At 42.3% G+C, this 16105-nt stretch carries 14 protein-coding genes; 8 read left to right on the top strand and 6 right to left on the bottom strand.

Annotation, left to right across the window (positions count from 1 at the left end; genetic code table 11):
- The first annotated feature begins 43 nt into the window (after positions 1 to 43).
- A complete protein-coding gene (locus KKZ03_RS17200) occupies positions 44 to 1519 on the top strand; it encodes a RimK family protein (protein ID WP_243218014.1) in 1476 nt (491 codons plus the stop codon).
- Between the two features lie 96 nt (positions 1520 to 1615).
- On the opposite strand, the gene KKZ03_RS17205 is transcribed toward KKZ03_RS17200, so the two are convergent.
- The 3 genes from KKZ03_RS17205 to KKZ03_RS17215 form a co-directional block, all read right to left on the bottom strand.
- Entirely contained in the window at positions 1616 to 2173 is a 558-nt protein-coding gene (locus tag KKZ03_RS17205) for a chorismate lyase (protein WP_243218015.1), read from the bottom strand.
- Between the two features lie 6 nt (positions 2174 to 2179).
- Entirely contained in the window at positions 2180 to 4267 is a 2088-nt protein-coding gene (gene recG / locus KKZ03_RS17210; RefSeq protein WP_243218016.1) for an ATP-dependent DNA helicase RecG, read from the bottom strand.
- 110 nt (positions 4268 to 4377) lie between these two features.
- Positions 4378 to 4782 (bottom strand): RidA family protein, encoded by a 405-nt coding sequence (locus KKZ03_RS17215; RefSeq protein ID WP_243218017.1) that lies wholly within the window; start codon positions 4780 to 4782, stop codon positions 4378 to 4380.
- Positions 4783 to 5188: 406 nt separating this feature from the next.
- On the opposite strand from KKZ03_RS17215, the gene KKZ03_RS17220 reads away from it, so the two are divergent.
- From KKZ03_RS17220 to KKZ03_RS17240, 5 genes are all read left to right on the top strand, one after another.
- The gene (locus tag KKZ03_RS17220; protein WP_243218018.1) at positions 5189 to 5506 is read left to right on the top strand and encodes a PepSY domain-containing protein; all 318 of its coding nucleotides are present in this window, start codon (positions 5189 to 5191) and stop codon (positions 5504 to 5506) included.
- Positions 5507 to 5530: 24 nt separating this feature from the next.
- A complete protein-coding gene (locus KKZ03_RS17225; RefSeq protein ID WP_243218019.1) occupies positions 5531 to 6208 on the top strand; it encodes a response regulator transcription factor in 678 nt (225 codons plus the stop codon).
- Positions 6209 to 6264: 56 nt separating this feature from the next.
- Positions 6265 to 7605 (top strand): ATP-binding protein, encoded by a 1341-nt coding sequence (locus KKZ03_RS17230; protein WP_243218020.1) that lies wholly within the window; start codon positions 6265 to 6267, stop codon positions 7603 to 7605.
- A gap of 76 nt (positions 7606 to 7681) precedes the next feature.
- A complete protein-coding gene (locus KKZ03_RS17235; RefSeq protein ID WP_243218021.1) occupies positions 7682 to 8569 on the top strand; it encodes a DMT family transporter in 888 nt (295 codons plus the stop codon).
- 189 nt (positions 8570 to 8758) lie between these two features.
- Positions 8759 to 8968: a cold-shock protein gene (locus tag KKZ03_RS17240; RefSeq protein WP_006893693.1), complete on the top strand. Its 210-nt coding sequence runs from the start codon at positions 8759 to 8761 to the stop codon at positions 8966 to 8968.
- A 217-nt stretch (positions 8969 to 9185) separates the two neighbouring features.
- On the opposite strand, the gene KKZ03_RS17245 is transcribed toward KKZ03_RS17240, so the two are convergent.
- Together KKZ03_RS17245 and yeiP are read right to left on the bottom strand one after the other, a co-directional pair.
- The gene (locus KKZ03_RS17245; RefSeq protein ID WP_243218022.1) at positions 9186 to 10346 is read right to left on the bottom strand and encodes a methyltransferase; all 1161 of its coding nucleotides are present in this window, start codon (positions 10344 to 10346) and stop codon (positions 9186 to 9188) included.
- Between the two features lie 24 nt (positions 10347 to 10370).
- Positions 10371 to 10937, bottom strand: coding sequence for an elongation factor P-like protein YeiP (yeiP, locus tag KKZ03_RS17250; protein WP_243218023.1), 567 nt, complete (start codon positions 10935 to 10937; stop codon positions 10371 to 10373).
- A 285-nt stretch (positions 10938 to 11222) separates the two neighbouring features.
- Between yeiP and KKZ03_RS17255 the strand changes: the two genes are divergently transcribed.
- Positions 11223 to 11858: a hypothetical protein gene (locus KKZ03_RS17255; RefSeq protein WP_243218024.1), complete on the top strand. Its 636-nt coding sequence runs from the start codon at positions 11223 to 11225 to the stop codon at positions 11856 to 11858.
- 64 nt (positions 11859 to 11922) lie between these two features.
- Here KKZ03_RS17255 and KKZ03_RS17260 read toward each other — a convergent pair whose 3' ends face one another.
- Positions 11923 to 12363, bottom strand: a complete 441-nt coding sequence (locus KKZ03_RS17260; RefSeq protein ID WP_243218025.1) for a universal stress protein — start codon at positions 12361 to 12363, stop codon at positions 11923 to 11925.
- A 206-nt stretch (positions 12364 to 12569) separates the two neighbouring features.
- Here KKZ03_RS17260 and dnaE point away from each other — a divergent pair, with 206 nt between their 5' ends.
- Complete coding sequence (gene dnaE / locus KKZ03_RS17265; protein WP_243218026.1) at positions 12570 to 16070, top strand: DNA polymerase III subunit alpha; 3501 nt, start codon at positions 12570 to 12572, stop codon at positions 16068 to 16070.
- Positions 16071 to 16105: the final 35 nt, after the last annotated feature.

A 16105-nucleotide genomic window follows, 5' to 3' on the forward strand; every position in this document is an offset into this window, starting at 1 on the left:
GGTTTCAAGATCAAGCTTCATTTATTACCGGATTATTTTTGCCATGGCATGCACCCTGCTGGTTGTTGACAATCTTTCAGATTGGAACCCTTATTATCCTAGTGACCAGGTTATGACCTTTGAAACCTATCTCGCTACCGAGCAAGGTGAATCGGAACAACGGGTTCGCGTGATTAATCTTTGCAGTAGCTATAGTTATCTCTCCGATGGTTATTACTGCTCATTGCTCGCAGAAGCGCGCGGTCATCACGTAATTCCTTCTGTTAAAGTAATTAACGACCTAGGTAAACAAGCACTCTATCAACTTCAGCTTGAAGATCTGTCATCAACTTTAGCGCGTGCTTTCAAAAGTCGTGAAACCCTCAATAATGAAATAACCCTGTTAAGTTATTTTGGCACTACCGCTGATCCGGCTTTTCAAGAACTGACCAGACTACTGTTTGAACGTTTTTCCTGTCCGGTTTTGGAGATAACACTATGCTTTAGTCAGCAGTGGAAAATAATTGGCTTAAAACCAATTTCGCATCGTGCCTTGGATGATCCTCAGCAAACTGTTTTTGCTGAAGCACTGGATAAATTCAGTAAAAAAGTCTGGCGCAAAAGCCGGGCGCGTAAGACTACACGTTATGACCTTGCAATGCTCATTGACTCGGAAGAACAGTTACCACCGAGTAATCGGGGGGCACTTAAAAAGTTTATCAAGATTGGTCGGGAACTAGGTATTGAAGTTGAATTAATATCCCAGCAAGATTATGCCCGCTTACCTGAATTTGACGGCTTGTTTATCCGCGAAACTACCGGTATTGATCATCACACTTATCGCTTCTCAAAAAAAGCCGAGGCCGAAGGTTTGATCGTTATTGACGACCCCACATCCATGCTGCGGTGCGCCAATAAAGTGTATCTTGCTGATTTATTCAGGACTCATCATGTCCCCAGCCCAAAAACCTGGCTACTACACAAGGGCAATGCTGTTCATCTGGACAGAGTGGAAAGTGAAGCAGGCTTTCCAATGGTGATCAAGATTCCGGATGGATCATTTTCCAGGGGCATTGTTAAGGTCAATAACCGACAGGAACTTAATAGTAAAGTTGACGAGTTATTTCAAAAGTCTGCCCTGCTGTTAGCTCAAGAATTTCTTTATACTGAATTTGACTGGCGCATCGGTATTTTTAATAACCGTGCTTTGTACGCCTGCCGTTATTACATGGTTAAAAACCACTGGCAGATCTACCGCCACCACGAAAGCCGGACCGATAGCGGCAGCTTTGAAACCTTGCCGACCTTTGAGGTACCCAAAGCCGTGCTTGAAGCGGCTTTAAAAGCGACTCTACCGATAGGGAATGGTTTATACGGCGTTGATGTTAAAGAAAAAAACGGCAAAGGCTATGTCATAGAAGTCAATGATAACCCCAATATAGACAGCGGCATTGAAGACAAGTATCTGGGTGACGAACTCTATCGGCTGATCATGGCCGAATTTTTACGGCGTATGGAAAACCGTAGCAAAGGCGTATGAAATAAAATCATAATCCACGAAAGGCACGAACAATATAAACCTTAACAGTAGATGCTTTCAGATAATAGACCGATAACGCTAACCTGGCCGACAAAACTACCTTAAAATTTCCGGTAAAAAAAACTCGCTGACCAGCATTTGCTGATGGGCAATGGCATAAACCGTTCGCCTGCCCCATATCGGTTGCTTGATATCGACTTCAGCAAGTGCTGGCTGCGTCCATGTAGACGGGTTAATCAAGGTAATATCCATCGCAATGCGTTCCAGTTTGGGATAAGAAAAAATAATCTCCCCTAACGGGCGACTGCCCAGTTTGGATAAATTGCTTTTAGCCGTTTTGACGGTGCTTGCCGGAATGATGGTTCTTGCCAAAATCAGCGGCTTGCCGTTGACATGAAGTAACACCTCGCGGATCAGGCTGTACTGATGTTCAGGCAATTTAAGTAAACGGCGCTCACTCAAAAAAGGCGTTTGCCAACGTTGAAGCAATACTTTAACGGCAACCCCGGCACCATAATAATTACGTAACCGTTGGGTTAAGGAGCCTGACTCATAGGTCCATGATTGAATATTTTCAGGGATTTTATGGCGTAAACCCTGGCAATTTTCCTGCCATGACGGTTCGCGGTTAAATAACAAGCTTTTAGTAGTCAAACTGAACTAAACCTCGGCATAATCTGTGGATGTACCCAGCCAACGATCACACAAAGGTTGTATGGCTTGGGGCGCTTCGGTAAAAATTTGCTCACCGGTCTGTTGGATAGCATCCAGCAAATCGGCGTCTCTGGCCAAATCGGCAATTTTAAAATTTATGGCACCGGTTTGCCGTGTACCCATCACCTCGCCAGGCCCTCGTAATTGCAGGTCTTTTTCGGCAATAACAAACCCGTCATTACTGTCTCTTAAAATACTCAAGCGCTGACGGGCAGTATCTGACAATGGGGCTTGATACATCAATAAACAGTAGCTATCGTCCTCCCCTCGCCCGACCCGTCCGCGTAATTGATGCAGTTGTGAAAGCCCCAGGCGTTCAGGATTTTCAATAATCATCAAACCCGCATTGGGTACATCGACACCCACTTCAATAACTGTGGTGGCAACCAACAAGTCAATTTCATGTTTCTTAAAGGCCTGCATAATGGCATCTTTATCGGCGCTTTTCATACGTCCGTGAATCAAAGCAACACGCACATCGGGTAAAGCCATGGTTAACAGTTCGGCGGTTTTTTCAGCGGCTTCGCACTCCAACACTTCTGATTCTTCTATTAATGTACACACCCAATATACCTGCCGTTTTTTACTGACCCAACTGTTAATCCGTTCAATTACTTCGGCGCGGCGTTCGGCGGGAATGACACTGGTGACAATGGGTTTTCTACCGGGGGGCAGCTCATCAATAATGGATATATCCAAATCAGAATATTGCAACATGGCCAGAGTACGAGGAATCGGGGTAGCAGTCATTACTAATTGATGTGGCCTGGTATTGCCCTGCTGGCCTTTTTCTCTCAGCGCCAACCGTTGATGAACCCCGAAACGGTGTTGTTCATCAATAATAACCAAACCCAGCCGATGAAAATTAACAGTTTCCTGAAATAACGCATGCGTACCAATAATAATGCCGGCAGAACCATCCTCCAAGGCTTGTAAAAGCTCTTTACGGGCATTGCCTTTAACTTGACCGGTCAAAAATACGACTTTGGTCTGAAAATTTTCAAACCAGATACTAAAATTGCGTTTATGCTGTTCTGCCAATAATTCTGTCGGTGCCATGATCGCGACTTGATAACCCGCCATTAAGGCCAGCAACGCCGCATAAGCAGAAACAATAGTTTTACCTGAGCCGACATCGCCCTGAACCAGTCGCATCATCGGATGTTGCAGTCGGAAATCGGCTTCAATTTCTGCGATAACACGTTGCTGTGCACCGGTTAATTTAAAAGGCAGCGAGTTTAAGAACTGTTCGGTGATAGTTTTATCAGTAGATTCTTCGAATATTGGTGCTTGCCAGGCTTTGGTTTTATTTCGGGTGACTCGTAAACTCAGATGATGCGCCAGCAATTCTTCAAAGGCCAAACGTTTAAGCGCAGGAACACTGCCATTTTGTAATGCCTCAATAGAAACTGATTCATCAGGGGCGTGTAAAATTTGTATTGCTTCTGCCAAAGACGGATAGTGGTAATTTTTTAAAATCGCTGCAGGAATCCAGTCAATTAACAATTGCGGTTCATTAACGCAAAGACTTAAGGCATTTTTTACCGCTTTTCTTAAGGTATTTTGGCCAAGTCCCTCTGTTAATGGATACACAGGGGTTAAACAGGCTTCCCTAACCTCAGTATCCGGATTTAAAATAATATGATAATCAGGATGCACCATTTCCAGTCCGCCAAAGCCGTGGCGTACTTCAGCAAAACAACTGATTAATGTCCCCGGTTTTAAGCTATTGTGCTGGTTGGCACTGAAATGAAAAAATTTTAAAGAGATAAAACCGGTGTCATCACTAATTCGACAAATCAGACTTTTGCGACCTCTGGGTAAAATATCAATAAATTCAACCCGACCACAAATAAGTGCGGTCATGCCCGCCCGCAAAGAGCCGATAGGATAAATCCGGGTTCGATCTTCATAGCGCAGCGGTAGATGAAAAATAAGATCCTGAATAACACGGATACCGAGTTTTTCCAGACGACTTACCGTTTGAGAGCCTATCCCTGTTAACTTACCGACCGACTGGTAAAAAACATTCACGTGGTAATCACAGGAAAAGTTGAATCAGCATTCTTGTAACGCAAAATGGAACGGATTGTCACGCATAAATCTGAGTAAACTTGCCTCATTGGAAAGTTAATTTGCAAAAGCTAAGATGCAGGATATTCCTGGGGCTTTAAAAACATAATGGCATCCATTTCCACGGCGGCATTTTTAGGTAAAGCGGCAACGCCAATAACTGCTCGTGCAGGGTAAGGCTCTTCGAAATAATGCCCCATAATTTCATTAACTAACGGGAAGTGCGATAAATCCGTTAAAAAAACATTTAATTTAACAATATCAGAAAAATCCCCACCAGCAGCTTCTGCAACCGCCTTTAAATTATCGAATACCTGGGTAATTTGGGCGGTAATATCACCGTCAATAATCGTCATGGTTTCAGGTACTAAAGGAATCTGTCCGGAAAGATAAACAATGTGATCGACTTTAACTGCCTGTGAATAAGTACCGATTGCTTTAGGCGCTTTATTGGTGTGAATGATTTCTTTGGTCATTTTTTATCCTGATAAGTTATTTTGCCAGAAGGCGAAGTCTTAACTACGGTTATCTATAAGACATTATATCGATTATTGCTACCGGATAGAAATACAACAAGAAAGATTCAAGATGAAAGGCACAGGGCACAGGATTAAAAAAACCTGGCTCACCACAGTTTCCCTTGAACCTTGAACCTTGAATCATAGCGTTACAAGGCGTCCTGTTCAAGTAATAAGTCATAAAAATGAATCAAAAGACAAGATCGCCATAGCCCACTACCAAGCTTCTATTTTTTTAACTTTATAATACAGATCTACCTCATATCAGCTATTGAGTTAAAATCACTAATTATCGAAATAATTTATGATCTATAAAGCTCAGGGATACGACTTACAGCAATGGTAAAAAGATGAACTTATGCTCATGATAATATTGATTAAAGCAAAAGCAGGTTTAATCAAACCGATACAATCCCGATTAATGGTATCTTTGCTGGTGTTTTTATTTTCCGGCTTAAATTGTTTTGCAGAAGAAGCAATGATGCCAATACCCATAGATACCAGTATTAGCCTGGATCAAGCAACAGCAAAAATCATTAAGAATGATGACAACATCAGAATACTCGGTGCTGAAACAGAAATAATTGATGATAGAGAGATACATGTTATTAAATTTTTAACGCTGGATGGCCGTATCCAACATTACAAAATAGACGCTAAAACCGGCGAAATAATTAATTAAAGCGTAAACACTATTGGAGCAACCATGCGTATTCTTATCGTTGAAGATGAAATTACACTCTGTAACCAGATTCATCAGTATCTGGCTGATAAAGGTTTTGCTGTTGACACAGCGCATACCGGTAGCGATGGTTACTACATGGGCAAAGAGTACCCCATAGATGCGGCTATTATTGACATTGGTCTCCCCGACTTTTCAGGTATCGAACTTATTAAACGCTTACGTAAAGATAAAGTCAGTGTGCCTATTTTAATTTTGACGGCCAGGAGTCGTTGGCAGGAAAAAGTAGAGGGATTGGAAGCCGGAGCGGATGATTATTTGGTTAAACCCTTTCAATATGAAGAGTTGCTTGCACGAATTAACGCCTTAATCAGACGTTCGGCCGGACAGGCACATCCGGTATTAACCCATGACAATATTGAACTGGATACCGTAGCCCAGGAAGTTACAGTGTCCGGGATAAAACTGGATTTAACCGCCTACGAATACAAAGTACTGGAATATTTAATGCTTCGTCAGGGCGAATTAATTTCAAAATCCGTATTAACAGCGCATATCTACGATGAAGACTTTGATCGTGACAGCAATGTTATCGAGGTTTTTATCGGTCGTTTAAGAAAGAAACTTGATCCTGACGGGACTCGTAAACCTATTGAAACCTTGCGGGGACGTGGCTACCGGATTTCTTCCGAGCTCTCGTAATGAGAGTATTAATCAACCAGCCATTCTTCCCTGTAACTTATATTAAAAGGCTTTAAATGTGGGCTAATTCGTTAAGTTTTCGCTTACTCATCGCTGAAGGTTTGGTACTTGCCGCTTTCTTTGCTTTGGTTGCCGTTGTTCTAGAACAAGGCTTTCGTGAAAGTGCCGAACAGGCACTACAAGAACGCTTACAGGTGCAAGTATATTCACTTTTATCAGCTGCCAAACTAAATAATGCGGGTGAATTAATCATGCCTGCCAGCTTGCATGAACCACGCTTCACAAATCCGGGTTCAGGCCTTTACGGATTTATTCAGCAAGCTAAAAAACTGGTTTGGCGATCACCTTCAGCAATCGGACTGGAAGTGATTGATCCACCTGAGCTAAGTGCAGGCAACTCGGCATTTATGCTTGATAAACGAGGCCGTTATGTTCTCCATTATGATGTACTTTGGCAAAATGTAACAGGAATAGAACGGGAATATATCTTTACTGTGGCAGAGGATGCCCGCTTTGTAAGTGGTCAGGTGAAACAGCTTCAACAAACATTAAGATTTTGGTTACTGATTATCGGGCTGGTTTTGGTTTTTATTCAATTTGCGGTATTACGCTGGAGTTTAAAACCATTACGTAGCATCGTAAGAGATCTTGAAGCTATAGAACAGGGAAAAAAAACCCTTTTAGACGGTTACTACCCAACCGAACTGCAAGGTCTGGCAGGTAACCTTAATGCTTTCATAACGCATGAGCGTGCACATTTGGAACGTTACCGTAATAACCTGGCTGATTTGGCACACAGCTTAAAAACACCGCTTGCCATTTTACGCGGCTGTGTCGAATCTTTTAATGACAATAAGGAAACGGTACAGGAACAAATATCCAGAATGAACCAAATTGTTGAATATCAATTACAGAAGGCGGCCGCCAAAGGTGGGCATAAAGCGATCAAGGCTATTGATGCCATCGTTATTATTAATAAAATCAAAGCCTCACTCAACAAGGTTTACATCGATAAAGCCATTAATTTTGAGTTACTTATTCCTGATCGATGCCAGATTTATTGTGAAGAAGGTGATATGTATGAAATAGTCGGAAATTTGCTGGATAACGCCTGTAAATGGTGTAACCACTCTGTCAAGGTCAGTATCTCCCTAAATCAACGTAAAAGTAGACGTAATTTTTCATTACTGCTTCAAATTGAGGATGATGGGCCGGGCATTCCCGTAGGAAAGTTTAATGAAATTTTAAAAAGAGGGATTCGCGCCGATGAAAATATTCATGGACATGGCATTGGTATGACCGTCGTTTATGAATTAATAGGCTTGCTGGGCGGCAAATTAGAAGGAGGTAAAAGCGAGTCACTGGGCGGCATGAGATGGAGTGTTTATTTGCCGTGATACTATACGTTTCAATGACTTATAGTTAAATTAATTTCCCTTACCTTCCCTGTCGCTTACTCCTCGTTATCACATAATGCGTATTAAACTTAGTTATATCACTATCATTTTACTTTGGGCGACAACACCACTGGCTATTAAATGGAGTGGCGAAGGCCCCGGATTTCTGTTTGGCGTCACCGCACGCATGGCCATTGGTACAGTGTGTGTATTAATCGTCTTGGCACTCATGCGCCAACGCATGGCTTGGCATCGTAAAGCATGGCTAACGTATATTGCGATAGCTTTGCAAATCTACGGGTCAATGCTGCCGGTTTACTGGGCTGCACAATTTATTCCTTCCGGCTGGATTTCGGTGATATTTGGCCTTACACCACTCATGACAGCTTCATTGGCGGCGATATTTTTAGGCGAACGTAGCCTTACCTTGGGCAAATTATTAGCTTATGGTTTGGGTATCAGCGGCTTGGTTATTATGTTTGGTTCGGCACTGCAATTGGGGGATGAAGCCGTACTGGGTATAGGTGCCGTATTGCTCTCGGTATTTTTACAATCGGCCAGTTCAGTTTGGATAAAACGTATTGCAGCAAAATTGCCTGCTTTATCGCAAGTAACCGGTGGCTTGTTATTGGCGTTGCCAGCTTACTTGCTGACATGGGCTATAGTTGATGGCCATTGGCCTCTATTATTAACGCCCACCAGTTTGGCGGCCATTATTTATCTGGGAGTCATCGCTACTACCTTGGGCTTTGTCCTTTATTTCTATTTACTGACCCATCTACCTGCTACACGAGTTGCCTTAATCACGCTGGTTTCACCCCTACTTGCGCTAATGTTGGGACATAGTATTAATGATGAACCACTGACCATGAAAGTGATAATCGGTACATTATTAATACTCTCTGCCTTGATTATGCATATATTTTTTGATCGTTTAACGGCTGTAAAGCCAAGACCTAAATAATCAGTCGACTCTTAAAAAGGCATAGAAAAATCGTTAGATACAAAATAATCGAAATTTAATTAAAATGTTTTTGCCCTACTTACATTTTTAGTGCTACTATTTGGCCGTAGTTAAAGTTTGAGTCGGCTTCTTCCTGAAGCTGGAATTTGTAAAGCCAATATTATGGCGTTTTTTAGTTAAGAGTGTGATATGTCAGAGCAAGTTGTAGGTACCGTTAAGTGGTTCAATGATGAAAAAGGTTTTGGATTTATTGAACAAGAAGGTGGCAAAGATGTTTTTGTTCATCACAGTGCAATTAACGGCGCCGGCCGCAAAACCTTGCGCGAAGGCCAGAAAGTTACTATGGAAGTGACTCAAGGTCAAAAAGGACCGCAAGCTGAGAATGTAACGCCCGCGTAACAAACTCAAAACCGAACCCAAAAGTCGATTGATCTTTGGGTTCGGATTCTTATAGAAAATAATTAAGGTTGGTTCGTTATTCAATGCAGCAACTGCTTGCTAAAAAAGTACCTACTGTTATTTATACGAAAAAATATGGCGTCATTTTTTAACGAAAAACTTCGTTCGCAGCTTCAATAAATTCTATTAATCTTGGCAATAATAAAAAACACTTACGTTAGTATTTTTGCGTTGCCTTGTGAATAATAAATTTGGCATTGGCAGCGACTACTGAGTGCCCGCCAAATAATCGATTAAGATTAATATGATAATTCAGATGGCGATTGCCGATTATCCATAGTTCCCCGCCATTCCTTAATACTTTTTTTGACTGATTAAACATGCTGTTGGCAAGCTGATCACCTATTGTGTTGTGCTGATGAAAAGGTGGATTACAAAGAATAATATCTGCTGAAGCCAACTTAAAATCTTTTAGTCCATCACTGACACGAAATGTCGCATGACGCTTTTGCCCAAAAGCACGATAAAAATTTTCCTGCGCAGATGCTACAGCCATAAAAGACTCATCAACAAAGTGCACTGTCGCCGCCGGATTTAGCTCTGCCGCCATTAAACCCAGCAAGCCGTTGCCACAACCTAAATCAACAATATCAACACTATCAACACTATCCTGTCTTGAGGGCAAATGCTGGAGAAAAAATCGCGTACCAATATCAAGACTGTCACGCGAAAAGACATTGGCATGATTACTAATTAAATAATCAGATTCTTCAAGTTGATAACAAACCGGATAAGGACTGACAGGAATAACCAAATCCGGATCCGGCGTTGCAAAAATAAGCCGCGCCTTCTTTCTTGCCAGTGCCGTTGTGGTCGGACCAACTAACCGCTCCAGTAACTTCCAAACAGATGGTGGCAGTGTTTTTATCATGCCTGCCACAATAACCTGCGTTGAAGGCAATAAATGAGGATGTAACCGTATCAACTGATCTTCCAACAAAGCCAGTGTCTTGGGCACTTTAATCAGAACCAAGTCAAACTGTCCTTCTAACGGCTCAAGACTATTGATAAATTTAACACTGTGTTCAGATAAATTATTGGCAAGCAGATTAAGCCTTGTCGCTTCTTGTGACAGATAGGAATCGGATACTGCCTGAGGCTGAAAAGTGCTTAGCGCAACAGCCAATGCTCCAAAGCTATCATTAACTATCAAAATACGGGCATCGGTTGAAGGCTGTAAATCTTCTGCCAAGATTTTGAGTAAATACTCATCTGCAGCATCCCAGGCACGTAATAGCTCTAAGGGACGTTTTGGAAGTCGATTTAACTCAAACTCGCCCTGAGCAACCGTTAACCGGTTCTCGGTATTAATAGACATTAACAATATAAACTCAGAATTGATTTAAGCGCGTGACATATATTTTCCGCTATCGGTATTGATTTTAATCAACTCGTCAGTTTCCAGATATTCAGGCACCTGAACTTCAAAGCCGGTAACCAGTCGAGCTGTTTTGGTACGTCCCGAGGCTGTTGCACCCTTAATGGCGGGAGCTGTCTCGACAATACCCAAGACTACCGAACTGGGTAATTCAATCCCCAGCACGGCATCATCAATTAATAATGCCACAATCCCTTCCAGTCCCTCGGTCAAATAGTTAATTTGCTCATCCAGTTCCTCGCGGCTCAAACTATATTGGGTATAATCTTCCATATTCATAAAAATATAATTCTCCCCATCTATATAAGAAAACTGCACTTTAGCTCTTATCAGGTCACTATCTTTAAAGAAATCATCGCCTTTTAAGGACTCATCCAATTTTTGCCCAGTTTTGAGATTGGTAAAGCGAATCTTATACAACGTTGACGCCCCTCGCGATGAAGGACTTTTTGCATCAACTTGCTTAACCACATGCGGTATGCCATTAATTTCTATGATCATTCCCCGCTTTAAATCACTCGCTTTAGCCACACAACTCTCCAAAAAATTACCTGGTCAACTGTCTATACTGACAGCAATGGTTACCGTAAAAACTACAATACTGGTGGATGGTTATGAACAAACCAGACAGCTTATAGAGGCATTATAACGTAGAATGGTCATCGCAATCGGATGAAGAAAAGAAACTTGTTTGTTCAAACAACCTTTATAGCTATTGCAAAATAAAATTAGGACAGTTAAATTTTTTATTAATCTAATACCTGTTAGGGCTTATAATTAACCCATAAATATTTAATTATCTGAAACGAGAAAGTAATGAACGCCAGCTTAAAATTTTTGACCACTATCGCTTTTGTTACCTTGGCGGCATGCTCAACTCAAGAGGTTAAACAAGATGCAATAACCGCCGATAAAACAGCCCCCATCAAGTCACCAGCGGTATCCAATAAAACCGACTCCATACCTGGTCAAAATCCACCGATGACTATTATGAAAGGCGACAAGAAATTAAGCCTAGTCAGAATAATGGATGGTGGAATCTGTAAAAATGAGCTGCAAGGTGCAAAAGGTGCCTTTCTGCTTTATGCTGATCAAAATGACATAACTCGGATCAAACGTGAAAAAGGACCGGCAATCTTTACGACTTTCGAAACCAAAATTCAGGATATTGCCGCCGATGTATTACAGGAAACCATTGAAAAAATGAATCTTTCGGAAGATCCATTTGCCTTGGGTGCTGATGAAGCACAAGAAAAGCTGACAGCCAAATTAACTGCTGATTTTCGTAAAGCTGCGGCTAGTGCCACTTACAAATTTAAAAAAGAAACAACCCTGACCATTGATATCACCGCATTTCCGTCATCTTTTGTTTTTTTTCAAAAAGGTTGCGAAATAACGTCTTCTGATTCAGAAAAAACTGAGCCGGACAGCCCACCCAACACCAAGCATTAAGATGATATCGAAGAATTAATAGTCCAAGTTGGGTATATTATTTTCAGAAAATCACCTAAGCTATTTAATTTTTTAACCGAATAGCCATCACATCACATTTGGCATAATGCAGGACACTATTTGCCGTTGATCCCAATAATAAAGCCAAGCCATGCCGACCATGTGAACCAACAACAATCAAATCAGCCTGCTCCTGCTCGGCAATATGAATTATTTCTTGCTTGGGAACCCCCCAAAGTAGCCAACGATTGACCAAATCAACAGCCAAATAATCACCCAGTCGGGTAAATTTGGCTTTTTCCGTTTCAAGCAACTCATCTGATGATGTTTGCGTTAACGAAATCACAGTACCATAGTTGGTATCCGGCATAGGAATATTGTCCAACACATGAATAATACTCAATTTGGCGTGATACAGCGAGGCCAGAGACTTGGCTTTGTCTGCAACATACCTACCTTGTTTAGAATAATCGACTGCCAGTAAAATATGTTGATAATTTCTCATTTACGCGTACCTTATTTTGATAATTGATTTTTGGGTAGTCGGTGCTTAAAATCGACTCTATTAGAACAATAGGGTCTCATAATCAGAATAATATATTACCCGGATGATAAAATGTAAAATTTAGTTAAATTCGCCTTTTTTATTTTGGCGCGCTTTTATATCAACCTTCCCTGCCTTCTTCTTACGTCAACTCAATACCCCCCCTCATGCAACCAGCATTTATTCATTTAAGACTTCATACCGAATTTTCACTGGTAGATGGCATCGTAAAAATAAAACCACTCATTAAGCGCTTGGCTGAATTAAATATGCCTGCGGTTGGAATTACTGATCACGCCAATTTGTTTTCGCTGGTCAAATTTTATAAAACGGCTTTGGGCAATGGCGTTAAGCCAATAGCGGGCGCTGATGTACTGATTTTTAATCCTGAAGAACCTGTCACCCCTTATCGCTTAACCTTGCTCGTCAATAATCACACAGGTTATATCACCCTGACTGAATTAATTTCAAAAGCTTATCAGGAAGGTCAGCATCAGGGTGTACCTATGCTTAGGCAAGAATGGCTGAAAGCAAACCATCAGGGCTTAATTGCTTTGTCTGGCGCAATGAGCGGCGATATTGGCAAGGCCTTACTGGCAGAAAATCATGAAGAAGCCAAACGCCTGGCAATGCAATGGGGTGCGTTATTTGAACAAAGTTTTTATCTGGAATTAATTCGCGTTGGCAAACCCGACGAAGAGCGTTATATTGCCGCTGCCGTTGATCTTGCATTAGCAACCGATTTACCGGTGGTTGCCACTAATGATGTGCGCTTTATTCATCAAAAAGATTTTTCTGCCCATGAAGTACGGGTTTGTATTAATCAGGGACGTGTATTGGATGATTCGCGGCGCCCCAAAGATTATACCGACCAACAGTATTTACGTAGCACCGAAGAAATGCTGGCATTATTTGCCGACATCCCTGAAGCCTTGGCAAATACGGTAGAAATTGCCAAACGCTGCAACTTAAAGCTGACCTTGGGCGAAAATTTCCTGCCTGATTTTCCGGTGCCAGAAGGCATGAATCTGGGTGAGTTTATGGCCGAAGAGTCCATGAAAGGCCTGGAAGAGCGTTTGCAGCATTATCCCGCAGTTGGAAAAGGCTCAGATGAAGAAAACCGACGGGTTTACTATGACCGTCTGGATTTTGAGTTAAAAATGATAACCCAGATGGGTTTTCCCGGTTATTTTATGATTGTTGCCGACTTTATTCAGTGGGCAAAAAAAAATCTTATTCCGGTCGGCCCCGGACGGGGCTCAGGTGCCGGTTCGTTGGTTGCTTATGCGTTGAAGATTACCGATCTTGATCCGATTGAATTCGATCTACTGTTTGAACGATTTTTAAATCCCGAGCGGGTTTCCATGCCTGACTTTGACGTAGATTTTTGCATGGATCGCCGCGATGAAGTGATTGATTATGTTGCCCGTCATTATGGCAGGGATCATGTCGCACAGATCATTACCTACGGTTCGATGGCAGCCAAAGCGGTTATTCGTGATGTAGGACGAGTCTTGGGTTTTGCTTACGGCTTTGTCGATCGTCTGGCCAAACTGATTCCGTTTGAAATCGGCATGACCCTAACCAAAGCGTTAAAAGACAGTCCTGAGCTTAAACAGCTTTATGACACTACAGAAGAAGTCAGAACCCTGATTGACATGGCGCTGTCTTTGGAAGGGACGGTAAGAAATGCCGGCAAACATGCCGGTGGTGTGGTGATATCACCCACCAAGCTGACCAATTTTACGCCATTGTATTGCGACCAGGATGGTAATAATCTCGTTACCCAGTTTGACAAGGATGATGTGGAAGCCGTCGGTCTGGTCAAATTTGACTTTTTAGGTCTACGCACACTAACCATTATTGATTGGGCATTACAAGATATCAATGCCAAACATAAATTACTCGGTAAACCATTGGTTGATATAACCACTATTCCCAGAGATGATCCAGCTTCCTATAAATTATTAACTAACGCCCAAACCACCGCCGTATTTCAGTTGGAATCACGTGGCATGAAAGAACTGATTAAAAAGCTAAAGCCCGACTGCTTTGACGATATTATCGCACTGGTGGCGCTGTTTCGTCCGGGGCCTTTGGAGTCGGGCATGGTTGATGATTACATTAATGTCAAACATGGGGCAAAAGCCGAGTATGCACATCCCTTGTTGGTACCTATTTTAAAGCCTACCAACGGCGTTATTTTGTATCAGGAACAAGTGATGCAAATTGCCCGTGAATTGGCCCTTTATACGCTGGGCGGCGCAGATATGCTGCGTCGGGCCATGGGTAAAAAGAAAGCCGAAGAAATGGCAAAAGAGCGTGAAAAATTTACTACCGGTGCGGTCGAAAATCAGGTCGATGAACCGATAGCCACATATGTTTTCGATTTAATGGAAAAGTTTGCCGGCTATGGTTTTAACAAATCCCATTCGGCGGCTTACGCTCTGGTTGCTTATCAAACCGCCTGGTTAAAAGTGCATTTTCCTGCCGAGTTTATGGCTGCAGTATTGTCTGCCGATATGGATAATACTGACAAGGTCGTGGTATTGATAGAAGAATGTCGACAAATGAAACTGGCTATTCTTCCGCCCACCCTCAACGTATCGACCTATCGATTTGCCGTCAATGATGACAATCATATTGTTTATGGTTTGGGTGCAATCAAGGGTGTGGGGCAAGCAGCCATTGAAGACATGCTTATCGAACGTAATAATAACGGGCCGTTTTCAGGCTTGTATGATTTATGTAAACGGGTTGATTTACGAAAATTTAATCGGAGGGTACTGGATGCCTTAATCCGCGCCGGTGCTTTTGATGAATTTGATGACAATAGAGCCCGGCACTTGGCAGAATTGCCTACCGCCTTAAGAGCCGCCGAGCAACACGGAAAAATGGCACAAACCGGACAAAATGACCTGTTCTCGCTACCCGGTTCTGATTCTGAAACGGAAAATAATGATAATACTGTCGATAATACCGATGCTTATGCTGCCATCATTCAACCCTGGTCGGACAAGGAACGTTTGGCGGCAGAAAAACAAACCTTGGGCCTGTTTTTAACAGGGCATCCGATAGACCAATATGAATCGGAATTAAAAAACTTTACCCATGGAAAAATAGGCACGCTGCAAGTCTCACGCGGCAATGTGGAAGCAAGGATTGCCGGTCTAGTGGTAGAAGTACGTACCCGTCAAACCAAACAAGGAAAAACCATGGGCTTTGCTACCCTGGATGATAAAACGGGTCGACTTGAATGTGCTGTATTTGGTGAGGTTTACGAGAAATATCGGGGGATTTTTACGCGCGATAACTTGCTAATTGCCGAGGGATCTTTAGGTATTGATAATTTTTCCGGTGGCCTGCGCTTAATGGTAGAAAAACTATACGATATGGATCAGGCAAGAGAGAGTTTTTCCCGAGGCATTAAACTAACCTGGAATGCTCCCAAAAACAAACCGGAAGAAGAGCATTATATTGACAGACTGTCTGAAGCACTCGCCCCGTTTAAGGGCGGTAGCTGTCCTGTCAGCATCAACTACACGTCACAGCATGCTCAAGCCACTGTTCAACTGGGTGATGAATGGCGAATCCATCCAACCGATGAACTGATTTCGCGCTTAAAATCCTTGTTTGGATCAACAGCCATAGAAGTAAGATATCGATAAAATCAGATGCCGTTTAAAAAGCTTTCCCGGTTACC

Source organism: Methylobacter sp. S3L5C, from assembly GCF_022788635.1.
Classification (GTDB): Bacteria; Pseudomonadota; Gammaproteobacteria; order Methylococcales; family Methylomonadaceae; genus Methylobacter_C.

Bases quoted from the DNA above. Each gene is read 5' to 3' on its own strand.
- KKZ03_RS17200 (WP_243218014.1), top strand. From the start codon at position 44: ATGGCATGCACCCTGCTGGTTGTTGACAATCTTTCAGATTGGAACCCT.
- KKZ03_RS17215 (WP_243218017.1), bottom strand. From the start codon at position 4,782: ATGACCAAAGAAATCATTCACACCAATAAAGCGCCTAAAGCAATCGGT.
- KKZ03_RS17220 (WP_243218018.1), top strand. From the start codon at position 5,189: ATGATAATATTGATTAAAGCAAAAGCAGGTTTAATCAAACCGATACAA.
- KKZ03_RS17225 (WP_243218019.1), top strand. From the start codon at position 5,531: ATGCGTATTCTTATCGTTGAAGATGAAATTACACTCTGTAACCAGATT.
- KKZ03_RS17230 (WP_243218020.1), top strand. From the start codon at position 6,265: ATGTGGGCTAATTCGTTAAGTTTTCGCTTACTCATCGCTGAAGGTTTG.
- KKZ03_RS17235 (WP_243218021.1), top strand. From the start codon at position 7,682: ATGCGTATTAAACTTAGTTATATCACTATCATTTTACTTTGGGCGACA.
- KKZ03_RS17240 (WP_006893693.1), top strand. From the start codon at position 8,759: ATGTCAGAGCAAGTTGTAGGTACCGTTAAGTGGTTCAATGATGAAAAA.
- KKZ03_RS17245 (WP_243218022.1), bottom strand. From the start codon at position 10,346: ATGTCTATTAATACCGAGAACCGGTTAACGGTTGCTCAGGGCGAGTTT.
- KKZ03_RS17255 (WP_243218024.1), top strand. From the start codon at position 11,223: ATGAACGCCAGCTTAAAATTTTTGACCACTATCGCTTTTGTTACCTTG.
- KKZ03_RS17260 (WP_243218025.1), bottom strand. From the start codon at position 12,363: ATGAGAAATTATCAACATATTTTACTGGCAGTCGATTATTCTAAACAA.
- dnaE (WP_243218026.1), top strand. From the start codon at position 12,570: ATGCAACCAGCATTTATTCATTTAAGACTTCATACCGAATTTTCACTG.